The organism is Streptomyces sp. NPDC055749, from assembly GCF_053617235.1.
The window spans coordinates 210379-233306 of record NZ_JBSHFH010000005.1 but is presented as its reverse complement, the minus strand read 5'-3'; the positions used below and the strand labels follow the sequence as shown (position 1 = coordinate 233306).

At 70.6% G+C, this 22928-nt stretch carries 20 protein-coding genes and 1 pseudogene; 10 read left to right on the top strand and 11 right to left on the bottom strand.

All coding sequences use genetic code 11. The features are described 5' to 3' along the window. Nucleotides 1-54 precede the first annotated feature (54 nt). The 3 genes and pseudogenes from ACWGO0_RS06120 to ACWGO0_RS06110 all read right to left on the bottom strand — a co-directional run bounded on the left by ACWGO0_RS06120 (nucleotide 55) and on the right by ACWGO0_RS06110 (nucleotide 2370). Nucleotides 55-387, bottom strand: a complete 333-nt coding sequence (locus ACWGO0_RS06120; RefSeq protein WP_453528684.1) for a DUF3817 domain-containing protein — start codon at nucleotides 385-387, stop codon at nucleotides 55-57. Nucleotides 388-445: 58 nt separating this feature from the next. After that, entirely contained in the window at nucleotides 446-952 is a 507-nt protein-coding gene (locus ACWGO0_RS06115) for a MarR family winged helix-turn-helix transcriptional regulator (RefSeq protein WP_453528681.1), read from the bottom strand. A 9-nt stretch (nucleotides 953-961) separates the two neighbouring features. Continuing rightward, nucleotides 962-2370, bottom strand: a pseudogene (locus ACWGO0_RS06110) (MFS transporter). A 73-nt stretch (nucleotides 2371-2443) separates the two neighbouring features. On the opposite strand from ACWGO0_RS06110, the gene ACWGO0_RS06105 reads away from it, so the two are divergent. Together ACWGO0_RS06105 and ACWGO0_RS06100 are read left to right on the top strand one after the other, a co-directional pair. Beyond that, a complete protein-coding gene (locus ACWGO0_RS06105) occupies nucleotides 2444-3439 on the top strand; it encodes a DUF5937 family protein (RefSeq protein WP_453528678.1) in 996 nt (331 codons plus the stop codon). Nucleotides 3440-3537: 98 nt separating this feature from the next. Then, on the top strand, nucleotides 3538-4560 hold the full coding sequence (locus ACWGO0_RS06100) for a glycoside hydrolase family 6 protein (RefSeq protein WP_453528675.1): 1023 nt from the start codon (nucleotides 3538-3540) through the stop codon (nucleotides 4558-4560). Nucleotides 4561-4569: 9 nt separating this feature from the next. Here ACWGO0_RS06100 and ACWGO0_RS06095 read toward each other — a convergent pair whose 3' ends face one another. The 4 genes from ACWGO0_RS06095 to ACWGO0_RS06080 all read right to left on the bottom strand — a co-directional run bounded on the left by ACWGO0_RS06095 (nucleotide 4570) and on the right by ACWGO0_RS06080 (nucleotide 9150). Further along, nucleotides 4570-6522, bottom strand: coding sequence for a galactose oxidase-like domain-containing protein (locus tag ACWGO0_RS06095; protein ID WP_453528672.1), 1953 nt, complete (start codon nucleotides 6520-6522; stop codon nucleotides 4570-4572). Between the two features lie 3 nt (nucleotides 6523-6525). Continuing rightward, the gene (locus ACWGO0_RS06090) at nucleotides 6526-8337 is read right to left on the bottom strand and encodes a glycosyltransferase family 2 protein (RefSeq protein ID WP_453528669.1); all 1812 of its coding nucleotides are present in this window, start codon (nucleotides 8335-8337) and stop codon (nucleotides 6526-6528) included. Nucleotides 8338-8509: 172 nt separating this feature from the next. Continuing rightward, nucleotides 8510-8803, bottom strand: a complete 294-nt coding sequence (locus ACWGO0_RS06085) for an MTH1187 family thiamine-binding protein (RefSeq protein WP_453528666.1) — start codon at nucleotides 8801-8803, stop codon at nucleotides 8510-8512. Further along, on the bottom strand, nucleotides 8800-9150 hold the full coding sequence (locus tag ACWGO0_RS06080; protein WP_453528663.1) for a DUF3817 domain-containing protein: 351 nt from the start codon (nucleotides 9148-9150) through the stop codon (nucleotides 8800-8802). The genes ACWGO0_RS06085 and ACWGO0_RS06080 overlap by 4 nt, the downstream gene beginning before the upstream one ends. 169 nt (nucleotides 9151-9319) lie before the next feature. Here ACWGO0_RS06080 and ACWGO0_RS06075 point away from each other — a divergent pair, with 169 nt between their 5' ends. From ACWGO0_RS06075 to ACWGO0_RS06060, 4 genes are all read left to right on the top strand, one after another. Further along, nucleotides 9320-9952 carry an AIM24 family protein gene (locus tag ACWGO0_RS06075; protein WP_453528730.1) on the top strand — a complete coding sequence of 211 codons (633 nt, stop codon included), beginning with the start codon at nucleotides 9320-9322 and terminating at the stop codon, nucleotides 9950-9952. Beyond that, the gene (locus ACWGO0_RS06070; RefSeq protein WP_453528660.1) at nucleotides 9952-10602 is read left to right on the top strand and encodes an AIM24 family protein; all 651 of its coding nucleotides are present in this window, start codon (nucleotides 9952-9954) and stop codon (nucleotides 10600-10602) included. The genes ACWGO0_RS06075 and ACWGO0_RS06070 overlap by 1 nt, the downstream gene beginning before the upstream one ends. Further along, entirely contained in the window at nucleotides 10599-11390 is a 792-nt protein-coding gene (locus ACWGO0_RS06065) for an AIM24 family protein (RefSeq protein ID WP_453528657.1), read from the top strand. The genes ACWGO0_RS06070 and ACWGO0_RS06065 overlap by 4 nt, the downstream gene beginning before the upstream one ends. Nucleotides 11391-11540: 150 nt before the next feature. Further along, entirely contained in the window at nucleotides 11541-12017 is a 477-nt protein-coding gene (locus tag ACWGO0_RS06060) for a MarR family winged helix-turn-helix transcriptional regulator (protein ID WP_453528654.1), read from the top strand. A gap of 9 nt (nucleotides 12018-12026) precedes the next feature. Here the strand turns inward: ACWGO0_RS06060 and ACWGO0_RS06055 are convergent, their stop codons facing one another. Both ACWGO0_RS06055 and ACWGO0_RS06050 read right to left on the bottom strand, forming a co-directional pair. After that, on the bottom strand, nucleotides 12027-13475 hold the full coding sequence (locus ACWGO0_RS06055; RefSeq protein ID WP_453528651.1) for an ATP-binding protein: 1449 nt from the start codon (nucleotides 13473-13475) through the stop codon (nucleotides 12027-12029). After that, nucleotides 13472-14134, bottom strand: a complete 663-nt coding sequence (locus ACWGO0_RS06050; protein ID WP_453528648.1) for a response regulator transcription factor — start codon at nucleotides 14132-14134, stop codon at nucleotides 13472-13474. Before ACWGO0_RS06050 ends, ACWGO0_RS06055 begins: the two co-directional genes overlap by 4 nt. Nucleotides 14135-14251: 117 nt before the next feature. Between ACWGO0_RS06050 and ACWGO0_RS06045 the strand changes: the two genes are divergently transcribed. After that, on the top strand, nucleotides 14252-14875 hold the full coding sequence (locus ACWGO0_RS06045; RefSeq protein WP_453528645.1) for a PepSY domain-containing protein: 624 nt from the start codon (nucleotides 14252-14254) through the stop codon (nucleotides 14873-14875). A gap of 54 nt (nucleotides 14876-14929) precedes the next feature. On the opposite strand, the gene meaB is transcribed toward ACWGO0_RS06045, so the two are convergent. Both meaB and ACWGO0_RS06035 read right to left on the bottom strand, forming a co-directional pair. After that, nucleotides 14930-15889, bottom strand: a complete 960-nt coding sequence (gene meaB, locus ACWGO0_RS06040) for a methylmalonyl Co-A mutase-associated GTPase MeaB (protein WP_453528642.1) — start codon at nucleotides 15887-15889, stop codon at nucleotides 14930-14932. Between the two features lie 44 nt (nucleotides 15890-15933). Then, a complete protein-coding gene (locus tag ACWGO0_RS06035; RefSeq protein ID WP_453528639.1) occupies nucleotides 15934-17136 on the bottom strand; it encodes an acetyl-CoA C-acetyltransferase in 1203 nt (400 codons plus the stop codon). Nucleotides 17137-17270: 134 nt separating this feature from the next. Here ACWGO0_RS06035 and mce point away from each other — a divergent pair, with 134 nt between their 5' ends. From mce to ACWGO0_RS06020, 3 genes are all read left to right on the top strand, one after another. Then, nucleotides 17271-17699: a methylmalonyl-CoA epimerase gene (mce, locus tag ACWGO0_RS06030; RefSeq protein ID WP_453528636.1), complete on the top strand. Its 429-nt coding sequence runs from the start codon at nucleotides 17271-17273 to the stop codon at nucleotides 17697-17699. 203 nt (nucleotides 17700-17902) lie between these two features. Next, the gene (gene scy, locus ACWGO0_RS06025; RefSeq protein ID WP_453528633.1) at nucleotides 17903-21766 is read left to right on the top strand and encodes a polarized growth protein Scy; all 3864 of its coding nucleotides are present in this window, start codon (nucleotides 17903-17905) and stop codon (nucleotides 21764-21766) included. 184 nt (nucleotides 21767-21950) lie between these two features. After that, a complete protein-coding gene (locus tag ACWGO0_RS06020; RefSeq protein WP_453528630.1) occupies nucleotides 21951-22889 on the top strand; it encodes a cellulose-binding protein in 939 nt (312 codons plus the stop codon). Nucleotides 22890-22928: the final 39 nt, after the last annotated feature.

The window sequence follows — 22928 nt, the reverse complement described above, 5'->3', positions numbered from 1 at the left end:
TGTCGATGGCAAACCGCCCGGTGCTTTGCACGGGGCGGTTCGGGGTGGTGCGGATCAGGCCTTGACGTACTCGGACGAGGCCCCGGCGATCAGCGGCTCGACCTCGCGGACGACCTTGCGCTCGACGAAGAAGGCGGCCGTCGGGATGGTGCCCGAGATCAGCACCCACAGCAGCTTGCCGACCGGCCACTTCGCCTTGGAGCCGAGGTCGAAGGCGAAGACCAGGTAGATGATGAACAGGACACCGTGGAGCTGCGAGACCGCGAAGGTCAGGCCCTCGCCGGTGTCGAATCCGTACTTGAAGACCATGCACACGCACAGGATCATCAACATGACGGCGGTGACGTAGGCCATCACCCGATAGCGGGTCAGCACGCTGCGTTTCATGCCGTCGAGCGTAGCCGGACGGCCGGGGCGATCTTGCAGCGCCCCTGGACCGTACCTGTCAGTCCTCGAAGTCCTTGGCCGCCACCCGCAGCGGGCGCAGCATCGCGAAGATCTCGGCGCACTCCTCGGCGTCGTACACCCCGAGCCCGAAGTCCATGGCCATCAGGTCCCGGGTGGCCGCCTCGACGACCTCGCGGCCCTTGTCCGTGATGGAGGCGAGGGTTCCGCGGCCGTCGTTCGGGTTGGGGCGCTTGTCCACGAGGCCGGATCTGACCAGCCGGTCGACGGTGTTCGTCACGGATGTGGGGTGCACCATCAGGCGCTCGCCGATCTTGGACATCGGCAGCTCCCCCGCCTGGGAGAAAGTGAGCAGCACCAGCGCCTCGTAGCGCGCGAAGGTCAGCCCGTACGGCTTGACGGCCGCGTCGACCTCGGCCAGCAGGATCTGCTGGGCCCGCATGATCGAGGTGATCGCGCCCATCGAGGGCACGGGCCCCCAGCGGCGCTGCCACAGTTCGTCGGCGCGGGCGATCGGATCGAAGGGAAGGCTGAGCGGCTTCGGCACGGCACGACCTTACCCAGTGGTCACATGCCGGTCAGCCCCGTCTCGCCTTTCGGTATCGGAACCTTGTTCGGAACCCGTTCGGGGGCGGTTCTGCGTACCTCCACGATCAGCAGGAGGCTGCACATCGTGCCGATCACCCCGGCCCCGGCGACGACCTGATGGACCGGGAAGAACTCCGCGGCGAGCCCGGCCAGCGCCATCCCGATGCCCTGAACCGTCATCAGACCGGCCGTGAGCAGGGTCATGGCCCGGCCCCGCAGCTCCTGCGGGACGGCGTCGACGAACCACTGGTCGAGCCCGATGACGTACGCACCGCCCGCACCGGCCAGCAGGAGGGCGACCACGGTCAGGGTCATCCCGGGCCGCACCGCGTACAGCACCAGGGGTACGAGTCCGAGGGCCGCGACCGGCAGCACGATCCGGGAACGGGCACGGGGACTGAGTACGGACCCCGCGTACAGCTCCGCACCGATATGGCCGACCGCCATGGCGCACATCATCAGCCCGAGCGCTGCGGGACCGACGTCGATCGCGTCCGCGTACGGGGCGGCCAACGCCTCCGGGGCGACGACGAACATGGTGGGCACCCAGAAGAGGAGCATCAGGGCCCGGATCCTGCGGTCGGCGAGGACGATACGGGCGCCGGACAGCGAGTCCTTCAGCAGGGCGCCGCCGCCCTCGCCGCCCGTGCGGGCGGGCCGGTCGCGGGTGCCGAAGCGCAGGAGCAGCGCCGAGCAGAGGAACGTGACCACGGTGATGGTGATGGCTCCGCGCGGCGTCAGCGCGGCGAGGAGCACACCGCCGACGCCGAAGCCGATGAGCAGCGCGCTCTGCGAGACGATCCGGAGCAGCGAGCGGCCCAGTACGTAGAGCTCCCCGTCGCCGAGGATGTCGGTGAGGGCGGCCATCCGCGTCCCGGTGAACACCGGTGACACGGCGGCGACCAGGCAGCGCAGAGCCAGCAGCCCGGCGACGGGCGTGCCGGGCAGCACCATGACGGCGACGCAGCCGGCGCAGATCAGGTCGCAGGTGACGAGGACCCGGCGGGCCGGGTAGCGGTCGGCGACGCCGGCGAAGAGCGTGCCGCCGACGAGGTACGGGAGGAAGCCGAGCGCGAAGGTGAGGGCGCTGAGCAGGGGCGAACCTGTGAGGTCGTAGACGAGGAAGGTGAGTGCGAGCTCGCTGACCACGACACCGAGCAGGGACAGCAGGTGCGCGGCGAACACGGCCCGGAACTCCCGCACCGCGAACACGGCCGGGTAGCCCTGTGCGGCGCCCTCCGTCTCGGGCTCCCGGAGCGCGTCCGCGGGGCCCGGGTCGGGGTGGGCGGCGCGCTCCGGGATCGTGGCCGGAGACGGCACCTCGGAGGCGGGCTCGTCGCGGGCGCTGCCCGCAGGGGTGTTGGTGTCGCTCGGCATGGACGCAGCTTGCCGGGGCAGGCCCACGCCTCCGTAGACTTTCGGCTCACACCGAAAGTCCGGGAGCCGGAGCATGCCGTTCCATCTGCACTTCGACGAGAGCGACCTGCTCCGCTGCCGGTTCGCGCTGTCGCCTCTCTGGGAGACCCAGGAGGCGGTGCGCACGCTCTCCCGGCCCGGGCGGCACGGCTACCACCTGCCCTGGCTTCGCCGGATCCGCGAGGGCGCAGCGGGTCTGGACCTCGCACCGCTGTGGCTGCTGATGCCGGATCGCGGGCACAACCCGGACTTCTTCTGCCCGCCGCCCCGCGGCCCTGTCACCACCTTCGCGGAGGAGATCGCGCAGGTGCGGGCGGTCGACCCCGCGATGGCGCGTGAGGACATGGCACTGGCGCTCGCTGACCGGCCGGGCGGCCTGGATTCCGCCGTCGGGCAGCGGCTGCTCGCCGATCCCGCGCGGGCCGTCCAGGAGCTGGCCGACCTGCTGGAGCAGGCCTGGCACGTCCTGGTCGAGCCGCACTGGCCCCGGCTGCGCGCCCTGCTGGAGGCGGACATCGCCTACCACTCGCGCCGCCTCGCCGAGGTCGGCTTCGAGCGGCTGCTCGGCGAGGTGAGTCCGCGGCTGCGCTGGACGGACTCCACCCTCACGGTCGTCGGGACGAACGGAGACCACACCCGGGTCCTGGGCGGCCAGGGACTGGTCCTGATGCCGAGCGTCTTCGTCTGGCCCGAGGTGGTCGGCGGGTACGAAAAACCCTGGCAGCCCGCGGTCATCTACCCGGCCCGTGGCATCGGCGGACTGTGGACGGAGGCCGGCGAACGTACCCCCGCCACCCTCGCCCGGCTCCTCGGCCGGGCCCGCGCGGACGTGCTCTGCGCACTGGACGAACCGGCCGGTACGAGCGTGCTGGCGCACCGGCTCTCCCTCGCCCCCTCCTCCGTATCGGAGCATCTGTCGGTGCTGCGCGCGGCAGGGCTGCTGACGTCGCGGCGGTACGGGCATCAGGTGCTGTACGAGCGCACTCCGCTCGGGATCGCGCTGGCGGTGTCGGACCACCACTCACAGTGACCGTTGTGTCACGATTGCTCCCGCTTGTGCATGATCTTCCATGCCTGTGCCATGCCTATGCCCTTGCCTGCCCGTGCGCCACTGTCCGAGGGGGCTGGATGTCCGGCCGCAGAATCTTGCCTGTACTCACCATCGCGGTCCTCACCGCCACCCTGGCGGCGGGCTGTTCCTCGCCCTCGCCCGGCTCCCGGGACGCGCCCACCGACGCCGGACCGATCCGGGGGGAGGCCGCGCCGAGCGCCGCCGCTCCGTACTGGGTGGACCCGAACAGCGACGCCGCCCGTCAGGTGCGCACCTGGGAGAAGCTGGGCCGCACCGAGGACGCCAAGACCCTCAAACGGATCTCCAGCCGCCCGGTCGCGGACTGGCCCCGTGGTGACGAGCCGGCCGCCGAGATCCGTACCGCGGTGCGCAGCGCGGCCAAGACCGACGCGAGCGTGCTGCTGGTCGCGTACAACATCCCGCACCGCGACTGCGGAGCGTATTCCGCGGGCGGGGCCACCGACGCGGGCTTCTACCGCTGGTGGATCGGCGAGTTCGCCGGCGCCATCGGGAAAGCCCCGGCCACCGTGATCCTGGAGCCCGACGCGCTCCCGCACATCGTGGACGGCTGCACCCCGGCGGAGAACCACGAGGAGCGCTTCTCGCTGCTGGCCGAGGCCGTGGACACCCTGAAGAAGCTCCCGCGGACCAAGGTCTATCTGGACGCGGGCAACCCCGACTGGATCAACGACCCGGCCAAGATGGTCGATCCGCTCAAGCGTGCCGGTATCGACCGGGCCGACGGCTTCGCGCTCAACGTCGCCAACTTCCAGACCAATGCCACGGTGAAGTCGTACGGAGCCAGGCTCTCCGCCCTGGTCGGCGGCGCCCACTATGTGATCGACACCAGCCGCAACGGCAACGGCCCCCTGTCCGGTGACCGTGCCGAAGCGTGGTGCAACCCGCCCGGCCGGGCCCTGGGCACTCCCCCGACCACCCGCACCGGCGACGAGGCTCTGGACGCCTACCTGTGGATCAAGCGGCCCGGGGACTCGGACGGCGACTGCCGCGGCGGCCCGTCGGCGGGCACCTGGTGGCCGGACTACGCCCTGGGCCTGGCCGACAGGGCGAAGCCGTAGAGCCCGCCGTCAGCCGACCTTGACCCACTTCGCCTCGGACGGCGTTCCCTCGGTGTCGGTGACGAAGAGCATGTACCAGCCGGGCGGCACCAGCGTGCTGTCGTCCGGCACGGTTACCGTCACCCCGCCCTCGCCCTGCCTCAGGCCGAGTTCGACCGAGCGCTGCTCGACGTCCGTGGTGTGGGTGACGGCGCTCGGCCGCATCAGCCGGGCGGTCGCGATGCTCGCGGGGTCGGTGACCTCGAACGTGGCGCTGCCGCCCCGCTCGATGTCCTGGGGTCCCGCCCCGATCACCGGCCGCTCGCCCTTCCCGTGCAGATAGGGCGGGGTGTAGACCTCCATGCGCTGCTCGAACTTGCCGAGCTTGGTGTTGTCCTTGTCGCCGTAGAGCGAGTCGGAACCGAAGGTCGCCACCCGCCCGTCGGGCAGCAGCAGTGCCTCCGAGTGGTAGTTACGGCCGACGGTCGGCTCGGCGGCCTCCTCGAAGGCGTTGGACTTCGGGTTGTAGAACTGCGCCTTGAGGATGTTGCTGGCGCCGCGGCCCCGGTAGTCCGCCGATCCGCCGCTGGTGAAGACCGTGTCGTCGGGCATGATCACGCTGTTCAGATAGCGGGTGCCCTGCGGAAGGTCCGGCCCCTCCTTGAACACCGGGCTGTCCTCCTTGAGATCGACGATCGCGGTGCGCGCGGTCGACTTCTTGGACTCGCCCACCCCGCCTCCGCCGAGGATCATCACCTTCTGGTCCTGGGCGGGCGGCAGCATCAGGGAGGCCGCCGTCTCGGTCGCGTCGGTGTCGGTGAGCCCGTCGACCTCGGTGAAGGTGTTCTTCTTCAGGTCCCACACCCCGGGGACCCGGCCCTTGTCGGCGGGCCCGTAACCGGCGTTGGCACCCGGGTAGAAAAGCTTGCCGCCCTTGGTGAGGAAGAGCGCGGGGTAGGTCGGGAAGTAGTGGAAGGGTCCCTTGGACCACTTCTTCGTCTTCGGGTCGTAGATCTCGTTGTCGCCCGGCAGGATCGCGCCCACGTCGTCGAGGCCGGACACGGCGAGCACCTTGCCGTCCTCCAGGCCCACGAGCGTCGGATACCAGCGGGCCTCCTTCATCGGGTCGACCTGGATGTACTTCTCGGCCGTCGGATCGAACTCGTACGCCGCCCTGATCCCCTGGAAGTCCTGCTTGTCCATGGTGATCTTCTCGGCGAGACCGTACGAGTTGTCGGCGGCCTTGCCCTTGAGGCCCTCGATCTCGTACTGCGCGGCCTCGGTCGTCACCGCCTGCGGACCGTCCTTCAGCGACTCCACGAAGACCCGTGCCTCCGCGGCGGTCACCTTGGTCTTCCACGGCTTCATCTGGCCGCTCTTGAAGTAGTCGACCTCGAACTCGCGCTTGGCCTTCGGCACGGTCACATCGAACTGCGAGACGTACTCGACGCCGGACGGCGAACGGAAGACGGTGCCCTTCTTGAGAGTGAGGGGCTTGTCCGGGTTCTCGTTCTTGACGCGCATGCCGCCGCCGGCCCGCTCCACCTTGTCGTCGAGGACCTCGTAGCGCGCGGTGCCGCCCGCGATCAGCAGCCGTCCGTCCGGGAGCGCCGCGTGGCCACCGCAGAAGAAGTCCTCGGGAGTGGAGATCTTCTTGAAGGTGTTCGCCTTCGGGTCCCACAGGACCGTGTCGAACGTGCCCTCGTCGAAGCTCTTCTCGTCATTGCCCGAGCCGGCGACGATCAGGACCTTGCCGGTGTGCAGCAGGGCGGCGTGGATCGCGTTCGTACGGTATTCGTCCGGGATGTTCACGCGGTCCCAGGAGCCATACTGAGCCTTGTACCCCGGCTGGTCGATCTTGTACGCGTGGTACTGGTCCTCGGCGAAGGAGAGTGCGGCCGGGGCGTTCAGCCCGGCGAGCACCACGATGGCACCGCCGCCCAGGAGCGTCTTCCTCATCCGTTTCGTGGGCGTGTAGGCCATGGCTCAGTTCCCTCCTGCGGTGGTGGTGGACGCGGCGGTGGTCGATGTCGTGGGCGCCGATGCCGTGGTGGTGGTCGTGACGAAGGAGGGCTCGGGCTCCGGCGCCTCCACCGGTACGGGCGCGGCCTTGCGGGCCAGGCTGCGGCGGTCCTGCCAGTTCGTCCACGACCACACCGCGACGGGCGACAGCGAGATGGCGAGGGCCAGTACGGCCCACGTGCGCATCGCCGCGTGGGTGTGGCCCAGCTGGACGGACGCGATGAGCGAGCTCACGAGCACGAACGCCCAGAAGAGGTGGATGCGGAACGTGAGGAGCCGGTCGGGGCTGGTCTGGCCGCCCTTGGGCGTGACGACGAACCGGCCGTTGGTACGCAGCACGGCGGAGCCGAGCGACTTCAGATAGATGGGCGCGGAGAGCGCCGACATCGCCATGCCCGCGAGACCGCCCGACCCCTCGGGCTCGTGCGGGGAGACGTTGTGGCGGCGGTTCCAGAGGTAGAGCCCGATCTGGAGCGCGGCCGCGTCGCTGTAGAGCATCAGCCAGATCGAGGCGGCGACCTGGGTGCCGGAGGCTCCGAGCCAGAGGAACAGCACACAGCTCAGCACGCCCAGCAGCCAGTTGACCGCGGTCATGGGGTAGTAGACGAGCATCAGCGTGTAGCTGAGGAGCCGGCCGGGCGGGACCCGGAACAGCGCCTTCCCGTACTGCCGGAACAGCGTCTCGTACGTCCCCCTCGACCAGCGCAGCTGCTGGGTGAAGAAGTCGGTCCAGGAGGCAGGCCCCTCGCCGACGGCCAGCACGTCGGGGGTGTAGACGGAGCGCCAGAACTGTCCGGTCAGGGGGTTGCGGCGGCGGTGGATCTCGAAGCCGGTCGCCATGTCCTCGGTGATCGAGTCGTACAGTCCGCCGACCTGGCGCAGGGCGTCGATGCGTACGACGTTGTTGGTGCCGACGAACATCGGGGCGCCGTAGCGGTTGCCCGCGCGCTGGATCAGCGCGTGGAAGAGGAACTGCTGCGACTCGGCGGCCTTGGTGACGGCCGAGTCGTAGTTGCCGTAGACCTGCGGTCCGACGACGAAGGCGATGTCGGGGTCCCGGAAGTAGCCGGTCATCCGCTCCAGGAAGTTGGGCATCGGGACGTGGTCGGTGTCGACGGAGGCGAAGAAGTCGTAACCGTGCCCGTGCATGGCGAGCCAGGCGTTGTAGTTGCCGTGCTTCGTCCGCGCCTTGTGGACGCCCTTCTTACGGTTCCACTCGGGCACCCCGCTCCGGGTGAAGTGGTGGATGCCCAGTTCGGCGCAGAGCATCCGGGCCGCCGGGTCGTCGCCCTCGTCGAGCAGCCAGATGTCCAGCGGCCCCGCGTGGTGCATCCGCACGGCGCCCTGGAGCGTGGCCCGCACCATCGAGAGCGGTTCCTTGCCGGGTACGTACGTGGTGAGGAACGCGACCCGGGTGCCGGGCTCGGGCGTGACCGGGACCGGGTCCCGCGCGACCAGCGTGGCGTGCGCCACCGAGACGACGTTGACCAGCATGAACAGCTCGATCAGGCCGATGGACGCGAGCATCACCGCGTCGGCCCAGACCAGCCAGCGCTCGCCGCCCTCGCGTTCGGTCCAGTGCGTGGGCCAGACCAGGTACAGGAGCAATAGCCCGGTGAGCACCGGGGCGAGTGTCATCAGGAGGACTGCCCTTATTCGGTGCTTCTCCGTCGACAGCAGACTCCGGTACCGCACCCGGTATCCCGTCGCGTCCGGCTCGGTGAGCGGACCCGCCAGCCGGCTGTGGGTTTCGTAGTCGTAGCCCTCCGACCGCACCGTGCCTCCAAGTGTCGAACGGGTTGGTATCCCCACAGAAGGGGACTCCCAACGGCGTGTCGACTCGACAGGTCCGAGTGAGCGGTTTTTGAATCGGAACGCGAGAGGCCCCCGGCCGTGTGGCGGCGGGGGCCTATCGGGTGAACGCAGGGCTACGGGAGACGGCGGAGCATCAGCCCGCCAGGTGCCGTTCCACGGTCTCGACCTTGGACGTCAGGCCGTCGGTGACGCCCGGACGGATATCGGCCTTCAGTACCAGGGAGACGCGTCCGGCGCGTGCCTCGACCGCGGCGACGGCCCGCTTGACGACATCCATGACCTCGTCCCACTCACCCTCGATGGAGGTGAACATGGCGTCGGTCCGGTTGGGCAGCCCGGACTCGCGGACGACCCGCACCGCGTCGGCGACGTACTCGCCGACGTCCTCGCCGGCACCGACCGGGGAGACGGAGAAGGCGACGATCATGCGCTGACCACACCTTCGCGGCGGGCGCGGCCGGCGATGACGCCGTTGGACTCGTACCGCTTGATGAGCTTGTCGCCGTACAGCCCGCCGAAGGGCAGCAGCGCGAGCAGGAAGAACAGCGCGACGCGCTTCAGCGGCCACTTGGCCTTGACCCACACGTCCAGCAGCAGCACGGCGTAGATCACGAACAGCACGCCGTGGATGATGCCGAGCGGCATCATCAGGAAGTCGATGTCCGAGACACGGCTGAGGATCGAGCCGAAGAGGATGAGCGCCGGGAAGGAGAGCGCCTCGGGAATCGAGATGAGGCGCAGCCGGTGCAGGGCGGAAGCGGTCTTGATGTCCACGGGGGCACCTTCGGTGGGAGTGTCGTGACAGCTTGTGAACGCAGGCACAAGCAGCACCCATTGTGGCACCGGCCGCTCGCGCCCAGGGCGGCGGGGGCGGTTTCTCGCCCTTGAGGACAAATGACCCCTGTCCGCTCCGCGCCCCGCCCGCTACCGTCACACCGTGGCAATGTTCAGGCTCCAGAACGGCAAGACGCTCGCCGTCGACCTCACCGGCGACGGCGTCAAGGCGAAGAACGGCTCGATGGTCGCGTACGACGGCCGGATGGCCTTCAAAAAAATGTCCGGCGGCGGTGAGGGCATACGCGGCATGGTGACCCGCCGGCTGACCGGCGAGCAGATGACCATGATGGAGGTGACGGGTCAGGGCACCTGTTACTTCGCGGACCGGGCGAGCGAGATAAGCCTGGTCACCCTGCGGGGCGACAAGCTGTACGTCGAGGCGAGCAATCTGCTGGCCACCGACGGCGGCCTGCGCACCGGCACCAGCTTCACCGGTCTGCGCGGCGGGGCGGGCGGCAACGGCCTGTTCACCACGACCGTCGAGGGCACCGGCCAGGCGGCGATCATGTCGGACGGCACGGCGGTGGTGCTGCGGGTGACGACCCAGTACCCGCTGAGCGTCGACCCGGGCGCCTACATCGCCCATCAGGGCAACCTCCAGCAGCACTTCCAGTCCGGGGTGAACTTCCGCACGCTCATGGGCGAGGGCTCGGGCGAGTCGTTCCAGATCCGCTTCGAGGGCGAGGGCCTGGTCTACGTGCAGCCCAGCGAGCGCAACACCCTCGGGGGCGATGTCTGATGCCGTTCCGTGAGATCAACTCGAAGATGGTCGAGGCCACGGTGGTCCCCGGCCAGAAGATGTACAGCCAGCGCGGCGCGATGCTCGCCTACCGCGGCGATGTCTCGTTCACCCCGAACATGCAGGGCGGTCAGGGCGGCCTGGCCTCGATGATCGGCCGGCGGGTGGCCAACGAGGCGACCCCGCTGATGACGGTCGAGGGCAACGGCACGGTGATGTTCGGCCACGGCGGCCACCACATCCAGGTGATCGGCCTGACCGGCGACACCCTCTACGTGGAGGCCGACCGGCTGCTCGCCTTCGACGGGACGCTCCAGCAGGGCACGATGTTCATGGGCTCCCAGGGCGGGGTCATGGGCATGGTGCGCGGCCAGGTGACCGGGCAGGGCCTGTTCACCACCAGCCTCAAGGGCCACGGCTCGGTCGCGGTGATGGCACACGGCGGCGTGATCGAGCTGCCGATCACGCCGGGCCGCGAGGTGCATGTGGACCCGCAGGCGTACGTCGCCCACCACGGCGACGTACGCAACAAGCTCTCCACCGCGCTCGGCTGGCGCGACATGGTGGGGCGCGGCTCCGGCGAGGCGTTCCAGCTGGAGCTCAGCGGCAATGGCGCGGTGTACGTCCAGGCGTCGGAGGAGAAACTGTGAGCTCGCCCGTGATCCACGACCCGATGACCCTGCCGTCGGACGACAACGTCAACGCGTACACCTTCTGCGTGGAGCTCAAGGGGAGCCAGTGGTTCCTGCAGAAGGGCAAGATGATCGCCTACTACGGGCGCATCGAGTTCAACGGCATCGGGCACGGCCGTTTCGAGCGGCTGATCCGTACGAGCTTCCACTCGCCGTTGCACGCGAGCGACTGGGTGGTGGCCGAGGGCAGCGGCAAGATGCTGCTCGCGGACCGGGCCTTCGATGTGAACTCGTTCGACCTGGAGAACGGGAATCTGACGATCCGGTCCGGCAATCTGCTGGCCTACCAGCCGACGCTGGCGCTGAAGCAGTCGATCGTGCCGGGCTTCGTGACGTTGATCGGTACGGGGAAGTTCGTGGCCGCGTCCAACGGTCCGGTGGTGTTCATGGAGCCGCCGATGCGGGTCGACCCGCAGGCGCTGGTGGGCTGGGCGGACTGCCCCTCGCCGTGCCACCACTACGACCACGGCTATATGTCGGGCGTGATGGGCGGGCTGCGGTCGCTGACGGGGGTCGGCGGGGCGTCGGGCGAGGAGCACCAGTTCGAGTTCGTCGGGGCGGGCACGGTGCTGCTCCAGTCGACCGAGGTGCTCATGGCCGAGCAGGCGACGGGCGTCGTGCCGCAGCAGGCCGGGGTGCCGGGCGGCGGGCAGCACTCGCCCGGTGCGGGTGGTGCGGGTCAACATGGCTCCGCGCCCCGTCTGCCCGGCCAGCTGGGGGACCTCCAGCGTCGCTTCGGTTTGTGAACGGTAGGCTGCGGAGTGTGACGTCGAACGTCTGCGCCCAGCCTTCGGTCCTTGCCTTCCGGGCCGCCGGGGGTCAGGCGCGCGCACAGGTGCCGGGCGTCACACCCTCACATTTCGTCCGGCTTTCAACTTCTTAGGTAGAATCCATACATGGAGACCGAGACGGCCACTCGCTGGCTGAGCGACGCTGAGCAGTGCGCCTGGCGCACCCACCTGGACGTCAGCAGGCTGCTGATGCACCAGCTGGAGAAGGACCTCCAGCCGTTCGGCCTGACCAACAACGACTACGAGATCCTGGTCAACCTGTCGGAATCGGACGACCAGCGCATGCGGATGAGCGACCTCGCCGCGTCCACGCTCCAGTCCAAGAGCAGGCTCTCGCACCAGATCACCCGCATGGAGACCGCGGGCCTGGTCCGCCGCGAGAACTGCGAGTCCGACCGGCGCGGGCTGTACGCGGTGCTCACCGAGCTCGGCTCGGAGACCATGCAGAAGGTCGCGCCGCACCATGTCGCGTCGGTGCGCAAGCACTTCATGGACCTGCTGTCGCCGGAGGCCCTGGCAGAACTGCACGCCGCACTGGCGCCGGTCGCGGACCATCTGCGCGGACGCCGCGGCAAGCCGTAGCGGCAGGCCTTACGTGGACCGGGGCAGCCGGAGGCGGAACAGCGCGCCGCCCTCCGGCGACTCGTCCACCATCAGCGTGCCGCCGTGGCGGGCCGCCACGTTCCTCGCGATGGCGAGCCCCAGACCCGCCCCGCCGTCGTCCCGGCTGCGCGCGTCGTCCAGCCGTACGAACCGCTCGAAGATGCGCTCCCGCTCCGCCTCCGGCACGCCCGCCCCGTCGTCCGCGACCTCGACGAGCACCGCGTCCCGGTCCGCGGTCACCGACACGGTGACCGAACTCTCCGTATGACGCTCGGCATTGTCCAGCAGATTGCCGATCACCCGGGCCAACTGCCCACGCGAACCGCTCACTTCGAGAGATCCCGCGTCCCCCACGGACACCGCGACCGGAATCCGGTCGCCCGTGCGCTGCGACACCTCCTCACGTACCAGCGCGCCCAGATCGACCGCCGAACGACCGGGCCGCTCCCCCGCGTCCAGCCGGGCCAGCAGCAGCAGATCGGCCGCCAGATCCTGAAGCCGTACGGTGTCGGCGACCGCCCCGGGCACATCCAGCAGCTCCGGATGGGCCGCGCCCACCTCCAGCTGGGTGCGCAGCGAGGCGATCGGGCTGCGCAGCTCGTGCGAGGCGTCGGCGACGAAGCGCCGCTGCCGGTCCACCGAGGCCTCCAGCACGGTCAGCGTCTCGTTGGTGGTACGGGCCAGCCTCGCGATCTCGTCGCGCGAGCCGGGCTCCGGCACCCGCCGGCCCAGATCCTCGGACGCCGTGATCGCGGCCAGCTCCCGCCGGATGCCCTCGACCGGGCGCAGCGCCCGCCGGGTCACCAGCCAGGTCACCCCGGCGACGACGAGCAGCAGGACGGGCAGTCCCGTCAGCATGGCGCCGCGGACGGTGCTCACGGCCTCCTGCTCGGCCGCGAGCGGGGCGCCGGCGTGGACCGTGAGGGTCAGCCCGGTGGATGTCGTCGCCTCGACGGCGGCGAACCGGTAGTCCCCCGTCTCGCCGTCGACCGTCGCGGTGCCGTTCACGAAGTCCGGTTCGTCGGACGAGACTTCACGACGCGCCGGGTCGTCGCGGCTGCCCTCGTCGTCACCGTCGTCGTCATCGCCTTCGCCGTCGTCGCCGGAAGTCCGCGCCGAGGCCGAAGGCACCGGGACGACCTGCTCCGTACCGGTCCCGGAGACCGCCTCCAGGTCCTTGGAGGCGGCCACCAGCCGCCCCTCCTCGTCCGTGACCTGCACCGGGGTGGTGTCCTCGTCCCCCATCTCCAGCTCGTCGTACGTCCTGCCGAGCGCCAGCTGCCCCGCCACCTCACGCGCGGCCACCTCGGCCTCCAGGCCCGCCCGGTCGGTGAGGTTGGCGCGCAGGACGAGGAGCACGGCGAGCCCGGCGCCGATCAGCGCGACCGCGACGACCAGCGTGGCCCCCAGCGCGGCCCTGGCCCGTACGGACCTCACAGCGCCTCCAGGCGGTAGCCCGCGCCGCGTACCGTACGGATCGCACCCGCGCCGAGCTTGCGCCGCAGGGCGCTGATGTAGACCTCGACGATGTTCGGGTCGCCGTCGTAGGCGAAGTCCCAGACGTGCTCCAGGATGTCCGCCTTGCTCACCACCGCGCCCGCCCGCAGGGCGAGCTGCTCCAGTACGGCGAACTCCTTGGCGGTCAGCGCGATCTCCTCCTCGCCCCGGTGGACCCGCCGGGCGGCGGTGTCCATGCGCAGGGAGCCGACGGTCAGGACGGGCGAGGCGGAGCCACTGCCGCGCCTGCGCAGCAGGGCCCGGACCCGGGCGACCAGCACGACGTAACTGAACGGCTTGGTCAGGTAGTCGTCGGCGCCGGTGTCGAGCCCCTCCGCCTCGTCGTACTCCCCGTCCTTGGCGGTCAGCATCAGGATCGGTACGTCGTGGCCTGCCGCGCGCAGGGCGGCGCAGACCCGGTAGCCGTTCATGCCGGGCAGCATGATGTCGAGGACGACGAGGTCGTACGTCCCCTCACCGGCCCGGTGCAGCCCTTCGAGGCCGTCGTGCACGACATCCACGGCGAAACCTTCGGCGGTGAGTCCCCCGGCCAGGGACATCGCCAGCCGCTTCTCGTCCTCCACGATCAACAGGCGCATACGCACAGAGTCGCAAACCCAACCTGAAGACACCTTCAGGTGGCTTCAGGCTGCGTTCAGCATCGCCCCGGCAGTGTGGGTCACGTCGAACCGGACAGCACTCGGGGAGGAACCCTCATGAAGCGCAACATCGCCATCGCAGCGGTCACCGCGGCGGTACTCGTCGGCGGCGGAGCCGTCGCCACCGCAGCGTTCGCGGGCGACGACGACCGCAGCGGCACGAGCAGCGGTACGAAGACCGCCGACAGCGGGAGCGGCCGGGCCACCGGCACGGTGATCACCGTCGACGAGGCCACCGCCGCCGCGCTCCGGACGGTCCCCGGCACGGTCACCGAGGCCGAGCTGGACGACGAGGACGACGACGACCACCTCGTCTGGGAGCTCGACGTGTACGGCTCCGACAAGATCTGGCACGACGTGACCGTCGACGCGTTCGAGGCGAAGGTGCTCGCGGACCGCGAGGACGACGACAACGACGACCGGGACCGGCACGCGCCCAGGTCCGCGGCCGTCCCCCTGAACTCCGCGATCGACGCCGCTCTCGCGGAGCGGCCCGGCACGGTGACGTCGGTCGACCTGGACAACGACGACGATGACGACGACGACCGCCGTGGCGGCGCGCTGCGCTGGGACGTCGACATCAAGGGCAAGGACGGCAAGGGGTACGAGCTGACCGTCGACGCCGGGAACGGGAAGGTCACGGTCGACCGGGACGACGACAACGCCGGCGACGACGACTGATCCACCGCACGGTTCCGGACCGGCCCGCACGCCGCCCCGGAACCGTCTCGTGGATCACTCCTGGCCGGTGAGCCCCGCCACCAGTTCGTCGGCCGCCGCGTACGGGTCGAGCCGGCCCGCCACGATCTGTTCGGCGAGCGCGTCCAGGCGGCGGTCGCCGTGCAGGTCCGCGATCCGCTCGCGCAGGGCGGTGACGGCGATGGTCTCGACCTCGTGGGCCGCGCGCTTGGTGCGCCGCTGGGTCAGCACCCCGTGCTCCTCCATCCACGCCCGGTGCTTCTCCAGGGCCTCGACGACCTCGTCGATGCCCTCGCCCCGGGCCGCGACCGTCTTCACGATCGGCGGGCGCCAGTCGCCGGGCCCCCGGGTCTCCCCGAGCCCCAGCATGTGGTTGAGCTCGCGGGCGGTGGCGTCGGCGCCGTCCCGGTCGGCCTTGTTGACGACGTACACATCGCCGATCTCCAGGATTCCGGCCTTCGCCGCCTGGATGCCGTCGCCCATGCCGGGTGCCAGCAGGACGACGGAGGTGTCGGCCTGGGAGGCGATCTCCACCTCCGACTGACCGACACCGACCGTCTCCACGAGGATCACGTCGCAGCCCGCCGCGTCCAGCACCCGGATCGCCTGCGGGGCCGACCAGGCGAGGCCGCCGAGATGGCCGCGGGTGGCCATGGAACGGATGTAGACGCCCGGGTCGGACGCGTGGTCCGACATCCGGATCCGGTCACCGAGGAGCGCACCCCCGGAGAACGGCGAGGACGGGTCGACGGCGAGGACGCCGACCCGCTTCCCGGCCCGCCGGTACGCGGAGACCAGCGCGGACGTCGATGTCGACTTGCCGACACCCGGCGAGCCGGTGAGGCCGACGACGTACGCGTTCCCGGCCAGCGGTGCCAGGGCCGCCATCACCTCGCGCAGTTGCGGCGAAGCCCCCTCCACCAGGGAGATCAGCCGGGCCACGGCCCGCGGCCTGCCCTCCCGCGCCTGCTCGACCAGGGTGGGGACGTCCACCATCACCGCTCCGTTCACTCGTAGGGCTGTCTCTGGGTGGGCTGTCTCTACTTGGGGACGCGGATGATCAGCGCGTCACCCTGACCGCCGCCGCCGCACAGCGCCGCCGCACCGGTGCCGCCGCCGCGGCGCTTCAGCTCCAGGGCGAGGTGCAGTACGACACGGGCGCCGGACATCCCGATGGGGTGGCCGAGCGCGATGGCGCCGCCGTTGACGTTCACCTTGTCGGACGTGACGCCGAGGTCCTTCATCGACTGGACGGCGACGGCGGCGAACGCCTCGTTGATCTCGATCAGGTCGAGGTCGCCGACCTCCAGGCCGTCCTTCTTCAGGGCGTGCCGGATCGCGTTGGACGGCTGCGACTGGAGCGAGTTGTCCGGTCCCGCCACATTGCCGTGGGCGCCGATCTCGGCGATCCAGTCCAGGCCCAGCTCCTCGGCCTTGGCCTTGCTCATGACGACAACAGCGGCGGCGCCGTCGGAGATCTGCGAGGAGGTACCCGCGGTGATCGTGCCGTCCTTGGCGAAGGCGGGGCGCAGCTTGCCGAGCGACTCGACGGTCGTCTCGGCGCGGATGCCCTCGTCCTTGGAGAACAGGACCGGGTCGCCCTTGCGCTGCGGAATCTCGACCGGGGTGATCTCGGCCTCGAAGATGCCGTTCTTCTGGGCGGCGGCGGCACGCTGGTGCGACAGGGCGCCGATCTCGTCCTGCTCCGCGCGCTTCAGGCCGAGGCGGGTGTTGTGCGTCTCCGTCGACTGGCCCATCGGGATGTTCTCGTACGCGTCGGTCAGGCCGTCGTACGCCATCGAGTCGAGCATCTCGATCGCACCGTACTTGTGGCCCTCGCGGGACTTCGGGAGCAGATGCGGCGCGTTCGTCATGGACTCCTGGCCACCGGCCACCACGACGTCGAACTCACCGGAACGGATCAGCTGGTCGGCGAGCGCGATCGCGTCGAGCCCGGACAGACACACCTTGTTGATGGTGAGCGCGGGAACGTTCATCGGGATGCCGGCCTTGACGGCGGCCTGGCGCGCCGGGATCTGCCCGGCCCCGGCCTGGAGCACCTGGCCCATGATCACGTACTCGACCTGGTCGCCGCCGATGCCGGCCCGGTCCAGCGCGGCCTTGATGGCGACGCCGCCGAGGTCGGCTCCGGAGAAGGACTTGAGGGAGCCGAGGAGCCGGCCCATGGGCGTCCGGGCGCCCGCGACGATCACAGAGGTGGTGGTACCGGTCGTTCCTGACATGGGCACGGCCCCTAGGGGTGAGGAGTGAACGAGGGTTTACATGAATGTACTGAGCGGTACCGCGCCCGTCATCCGGCAGCGGGTGTGATCGCGCGCACGTTGCGTAACCATCTGCGGGGCGTTGCACTGGTTCCATGCTGACGCGAATCGACCACATCGGGATCGCCTGTTTCGACCTCGACAAAACCGTCGAGTTCTACCGCTCGACCTACGGCTTCGAAGTGTTCCACTCCGAGATCAACGAGGAGCAGGGCGTACGGGAGGCCATGCTCAAGATCAACGATACGTCCGACGGCGGAGCCTCGTACCTCCAGCTGCTGGAGCCGACCCGTGAGGACTCGGCCGTGGGCAAGTGGCTGGCCAAGAACGGTGAGGGTGTCCACCACATCGCCTTCGGGACCGCGGACGTGGACGGGGACGCCGCGGACATCCGCGGGAAGGGCGTACGAGTGCTGTACGACGAGCCCAGGACCGGGTCGATGGGGTCCCGGATCACCTTCCTGCACCCGAAGGACTGCCACGGCGTCCTCACCGAACTGGTCACGTCCCGGACGGAGCACTGACCCCCGGATACCCGGCCCGGTAGAGTGGGCGGTTCCGGGCCGGGGCCGGGCCGGGGCCGCGCCGCGTCCCTGCCGTTGATCTGTCACCATTCCCCGGGGACCGTTCGCCAGGCGAGCGGTGCTCGTTTGGAGAATTTCGACCAGGGTTGGGGCCTCCCCTGCTCGAACGAAGTTGAGAGCTCGGGGAAGGATGGGACCGCGCAGTGCGGGGCTACGAACGCCAGGAGAGCCACCGAGCTGAAGACGACCATCTCTCGCGGTTCGAAGCCGAGATGGACCGGCTGAAAACCGACCGGGAGAAGGCCGTCCAGCACGCCGAGGACCTCGGTTACCAGGTCGAGGTCTTGCGCGCCAAGCTGCACGAGGCCCGGCGCAATCTCGCGACCCGTCCCGCGTACGACAGCGCGGACATCGGCTACCAGGCCGAACAGCTCCTCCGTAATGCCCAGATCCAGGCCGACCAGTTGCGCACCGACGCCGAGCGCGAGCTGCGTGACGCCCGTGCGCAGACGCAGCGGATCCTTCAGGAGCACGCGGAGCACCAGGCCCGTCTCCAGGCCGAGTTGCACACCGAGGCCGTGCAGCGGCGCCAGCGGCTCGACCAGGAGCTGGCCGAGCGCCGCCAGACCGTCGAGTCCCACGTCAACGAGAACGTCGCCTGGGCCGAGCAGTTGCGCGCCCGCACCGAGTCGCAGGCCCGCCGGCTCCTGGAGGAGTCGCGCGCCGAGGCCGAGCAGTCGCTCGCCGCGGCCCGTACCGAGGCCACCCGCGTCGCGGACGAGACCCGTCAACGGCTGGGCTCCGAGGCCGAGTCGGCCCGCGCAGAAGCCGAAGCGCTCCTGCTGCGGGCCCGCAGGGACGCCGAGCGTCTGATCAACGCGGCTTCCGACCAGGCGCAGGAGGCCACCTCCCACGCCGAGCAGCTGCGCACCTCGACGACGGCGGAGACCCAGCAGACCCGGCAGCAGACCACCGAGCTGAACCGGGCCGCCGAACAGCGCATGCAGGAGGCCGAGACGCAGCTGCGCGAGGCCCGCCTGGAGGCCGAGAAGGTCGTCACCGAGGCCAAGGAGGCAGCGGTCAAGCGGCTGGCCGGCGCCGAGTCGCAGAACGAGCAGCGCACCCGTACGGCCAAGTCGGAGATCGCCCGGCTGGTCGGCGAGGCCACGAAGGACGCCGAAGCGCTCAAGGCGGAGGCCGAGCAGGCGCTCGCCGACGCCCGTGCCGAGGCGGACCGGCTCAAGTCCGAGGCGTCCGAGAAGGCCCGCACCGCGGCTGCCGAGGACACCGCCGCCCAGCTCGCCAAGGCGGCCAGGACGGCCGAGGAGGTGCTGACCAAGGCGTCCGACGACGCCAGGTCCACGACCAGGTCGGCGAGCGAGGAGGCCGACCGCATCCGCCGCGAGGCGGAGGCCGAGGCCGACCGGCTGCGCGGCGAGGCCGCCGAGCAGGCGGATCAGCTCAAGGGCGCCGCCAAGGACGACACCAAGGAGTACCGGGCCAAGACGGTCGAGCTGCAGGAGGAGGCGCGCAGGCTGCGCGGCGAGGCCGAGCAGCTGCGTTCCGAGGCGGTCGCCGAGGGCGAGCGCATCCGCGGCGAGGCCCGCCGCGAGGCCGTCCAGCAGATCGAGGAGGGTGCGCGCACCGCCGAGGAGCTGCTGACCAAGGCCAAGGCGGACGCCGACGAGCTGCGTACCTCCGCGGGCGCGGAGAGCGACCGGGTCCGTTCAGAGGCGTCCGAGCGTTCCACCACGCTGCGCAAGCAGGCGGAGGAGACGCTGGAGCGCGCCCACGCCGAGGCCGAGCGGATGCGGACCGAGGCCGACGAACAGGCCGAGTCCACCACGGCCGCCGCCGAGCGGGCCGCTGCCGAGCTCCGCGAGGACACCGAGCGCGCGGTCGCCGCCCGGCAGACCGAGGCTGCCGACGAGCTCACCCGGCTGCACACCGAGGCCGAGAAGCGGGTCACCGCAGCCGAGGAGGCACTCGGCGAGGCCCGCACCGAGGCCGAGCGTGTCCGTCTCGAAGTGAACGAGGAGGCCGAGCGGCTGCGCGCCAAGGCCGCCGAGCGGCTGCGCACCCTCCGGGAGCAGGCCGAGACGGAGGCCGAGCGGCTGCGTACCGAAGCCGCCGCCGACGCCGCGCAGTCCCGCGCGGAGGGCGAGTCCGTCGCCGTACGGCTGCGCGGTGAGGCCGCCGCCGAGGCCGAGCGCCTCAAGTCCGAGGCGCAGGAGAGCGCGAACCGGGTGCGGTCGGAGGCCGCCGCCGCCGCCGAGCGGGTCGGTACGGAGGCCGCCGAGGCCCTCGCCGCCGCCCAGGAGGAGGCGAACAGGCGCCGCCGCGAGGCCGAGGAGACGCTCGGTGCCGCGCGCGCCGAGGCGGACCAGGAGCGCGAGCGGGCCCGCGAGCAGAGCGAGGAGCTCCTCGCATCCGCGCGCAAGCGCGTCGAGGAGGCGCAGGCCGAGGCCCAGCGCCTGGTCGAGGAGGCGGACCGCCGGGCGACCGAGATGGTCTCCGCCGCCGAGCAGACCGCACAGCAGGTACGGGACTCCGTCGCCGGTCTCCAGGAGCAGGCCGAGGAGGAGATCGCAGGACTGCGCTCCACCGCCGAGCACGTCGCCGAGCGGACCAGGACCGAGGCGCAGGAGGAGGCCGACCGGGTCCGCGCCGACGCCTACGCCGAGCGGGAGCGTGCCACCGAGGACGCCAACCGCGTCCGCCGGGTCGCGCACGAGGAGACCGAGGCCGCGAAGACGCTGGCCGAGCGGACGGTCTCCGAGGCGATCACCGAGTCCGAGCGGCTGCGCGCCGACACCTCGGAGTACAGCCAGCGGGTCCGTACGGAAGCCTCCGACGCACTCGCGTCGGCCGAGCAGGACGCCTCGCGCTCCCGCGCCGAGGCACGCTCGGACGCCAACCGCATCCGCAGCGAGGCGGCCACGCAGGCCGACCGGCTCGTCGGCGAGGCGACGGGCGAGAGCGAGCGGGTCCGTACGGAGACGGCGGCTCAGGCCGAGCGTCTCGTCCGCGAGGCCACCGAGGAGGCCGGCCGGCTGCGCTCGGAGGCGTCCGAGCAGACCAACCAGCTGCTCGGCGAAGCCACCAACGAGGCCGAACGCCTGCGCGCGGAGGCGGCGGAGACCGTCGGCTCGGCGCAGGAGCACGCCGCACGGACCCGTGCCGATTCCGAACGGGTGCGCAGCGAGGCGGAGTCGGCGGCCGAGCAGATGCGCTCGGAGGCCCGCCAGGAGGCGGACCGGCTGCTCGACGAGGCACGCGAGGCCGCGTCGAAGCGCCGTGCCGACGCCGCGGAACAGGCCGACCAGCTCATCAACAAGGCCCAGGAGGAGGCGCTGCGCGCCGCCACCGAGGCCGAGGAGCAGGCGGACACGATGGTCGGCGCGGCCCGCAAGGAAGCCGTGCGGATCACCTCGGACGCGACGGTCGAGGGCAACACCCTGGTGGAGCGGTCGCGTACGGACGCCGACGAACTCCTGGTCGGCGCCCGCCGCGACGCCACGGCCACCCGCGAACGCGCCGAGGAGCTCCGGACCCGTCTGGAGAGCGAGATCGAGGAACTGCACGAGCGGGCCCGCCGCGAGACCTCCGAGCAGATGAAGACCGCCGGCGAGCGCGTCGACAAGCTGATGAAGGCGGCGACGGAGCAGCGCGACGAGGCCGCCGCGAAGGCCAAGGAGCTGCTGGCGGACGCCAATTCGGAGGCGAGCAAGGTCCGGATCGCCGCGGTGAAGCGCGCCGAGTCGCTCCTCAAGGAGGCCGAGCTCAAGAAGGCGTCCCTGATCGGCCAGGCCGAGAAGCTGCGCGCGGAGGCGGAGGCGGAGGCGAAACAGACGGTGGACGAGGGCCGGCGCGAGCTCGACGTGCTCGTGCGCAGGCGCGAAGACATCAATGCGGAGATTTCCCGTGTCCAGGACGTGCTCGAAGCGTTGGAGTCTTTCGAGGCACCGACGGGAGGCGGGAAGGCGGCCAACGGAAGTACGCCCGGTGGCGTCAAGGCCGGAGCCGCTGCTGCCAACCGATCAGGTGGCAAGTCGTCCGAGGGCTAGCCGTGCAACCGCGTCACATGCTTCGACATGGACATTCAACCCTTCGAGTGGCAAGCGCTCCGGGGGTCAGCCACTCAAAAGGGGTGTCATTCTCCAGATCAAAGCGGCATCTGCACGTTGACACGCCGCTCAGGCCCCTAGGATTCCCCCTATCACCTCACCGGTCTCATTCGACAGGAACCCCATGAGTGACCCTTCCTCCCCCTTCGGCTTCGAGCTCGTGCGACGTGGCTACGACCGCGGTCAGGTGGACGACCGCATTACCAAACTCGTCGCCGACCGTGATAGTGCCCTGGCCCGAATCACCTCTCTGGAAAAGCGCATCGAGGAGCTCCACCTCGAAACGCAGAACGCCCAGGCCCAGGTAAACGACGCCGAGCCGTCGTACGCCGGGCTCGGCGCCCGCGTCGAGAAGATCCTCCGCCTCGCCGAGGAGGAGGCGAAGGACCTGCGCGAGGAGGCCCGTCGCGCGGCCGAGCAGCACCGCGAGCTGGCCGAGTCGGCCGCCCAGCAGGTGCGCAACGACGCGGAGTCGTTCTCCGCGGAGCGCAAGGCGAAGGCCGAGGACGAGGGCGTTCGCATCGTCGAGAAGGCCAAGGGTGAGGCGACCACGCTGCGCACCGAGGCGCAGAAGGACGCTCAGCAGAAGCGCGAGGAGGCCGACGCCCTCTTCGAGGAGACCCGCGCCAAGGCCGCCCAGGCCGCCGCGGACTTCGAGACGAACCTGGCGAAGCGCCGCGAGCAGTCGGAGCGCGACCTCGCGTCCCGTCAGGCGAAGGCCGAGAAGCGTCTCGCCGAGATCGAGCACCGCGCCGAGCAGCTCCGCCTGGAGGCCGAGAAGCTCCGCACGGACGCCGAGCGCAGGGCCCGTCAGACGGTGGAGACGGCGCAGCGCCAGGCCGAGGACATCGTGGCCGACGCGAACGCCAAGGCCGACCGTATCCGCAGCGAATCGGAGCGCGAGCTGGCGGCGCTCACCAACCGCCGCGACTCGATCAACGCTCAGCTGACCAACGTCCGCGAGATGCTGGCGACGCTGACCGGTGCCGCGGTGGCCGCCGCCGGCTCCCCGGTGGACGACGAGCCCGCCACCCGTGGGGTTCCGGCTCAGCAGACCCGCTGACCCCGGAGTACCGCAGCTGTACCACCCGGCAAGCTCTCA